We start from the raw sequence: 1,177 nt of genomic DNA on the forward strand, positions 1-1,177 counted from the left end.
CTACAGAGGCTGAAAGTCTGAGGTGTCACCTCGCGGTTGCATGCGTACGGCGGGATTCGGGAGTATGCCGGTGGGATGCGTTATCCGGATGGTGGTGGTCTGACCCCGGCGGCGCGAGCCAAGCGTGAGCAGGTCCGCTTGGAGGCTGCCGGGTTGTTCGCCGCGGGTGTGTCACCGCCTGCGGTGGCCAAGAAGTTACGGGTCTCCCGCAAGTCGGCTTATGTCTGGTACAAGGCCTGGCGCACGGCAGGTGCCGAGGCGCTGGAGTCGAAGGGACCGGGTGGGCAGCGCTGCCGGCTCAGCGCTGCGCAGGTGGAGCGACTGGAGGCCGCGCTGGACGCCGGCCCGGCCGTGTGGGGGTGGAGCGAGGATCAGCGCTGGACCCTGGCGCGCATCACGGTGCTGGTCGGCCGGTTGTTCCACCTGTCCTACACCCCGCGCGGGGTCTCCTATCTGCTGCACCGGATGGGCTGGAGCCCGCAGGTCCCCCAGCGCCGCGCTGCCGAGCGCGACGACGAGGCGATCGCCACCTGGGTGAAGGAGACCTGGCCGCTGGCGGAACCACGGCGCGGGACCAGGACGCGTGGATCTGCTTCGCCGACGAAGCAGGACAATCGCTGAGGCCACCCAAGGCCCGCACCTGGTCCCGCCGTGGATGCACCCCCGTCGTCACCGTCTCGGGCAGGGGCTCTGGACGGGTCAATCTGGCCGGGCTCGTCTGCCTCAAGCCGGGGCAGCGGACCCGGCTGATCTACCGGATGAGGATCTATCGGCGTCGCAAGAATGAACGCAAAGGGTTCAGTGAGAGCGACTACGCTCGCCTGTTGGACGCCGCCCACCAGCAGCTCGGCGGGCCGATCGTGTTGATCTGGGATAACGTCAACATTCATGTCGACGCCCTGATGCGCAGTCTGATCGCCACGCGCCCGTGGCTGACGGTCTTCTACCTGCCGGCCTACGCTCCCGAACTCAACCCCGTAGAGACCGTGTGGTCGCACCTGAAACGGGGTCTAGGCAATCTGGCCCCCGGCACGCTCGACGATCTCGCCGCGGTCATCCGCAGCCGGCTCAAGCAGTTGCAGTACCGCCCCGACCTCCTGGACGCCTTTCTGGCACACACCGGCCTGATCACGAACCCGAGATCGACATGACACCCCGAACTTTCAATCTCTGTAGA

2 protein-coding genes are annotated in these 1,177 nt (G+C 67.0%); both read left to right on the forward strand.

The window, feature by feature from the left end; genetic code table 11:
• The first annotated feature begins 75 nt into the window (after positions 1 to 75).
• Entirely contained in the window at positions 76 to 621 is a 546-nt protein-coding gene (locus ACZ6SA_RS49190; RefSeq protein WP_465836414.1) for a helix-turn-helix domain-containing protein, read from the forward strand.
• Positions 618 to 1,151 (forward strand): transposase, encoded by a 534-nt coding sequence (locus ACZ6SA_RS49195; RefSeq protein WP_347650961.1) that lies wholly within the window; start codon positions 618 to 620, stop codon positions 1,149 to 1,151. The genes ACZ6SA_RS49190 and ACZ6SA_RS49195 overlap by 4 nt, the downstream gene beginning before the upstream one ends.
• Positions 1,152 to 1,177 lie beyond the last annotated feature (26 nt).

It is taken from the genome of Nonomuraea sp. NPDC049378 (assembly GCF_055586745.1).

What these genes read in the sequence shown, in the direction of transcription:
- ACZ6SA_RS49190 (WP_465836414.1), top strand. Translation starts at nt 76, where the DNA reads ATGCGTTATCCGGATGGTGGTGGTCTGACCCCGGCGGCGCGAGCCAAG.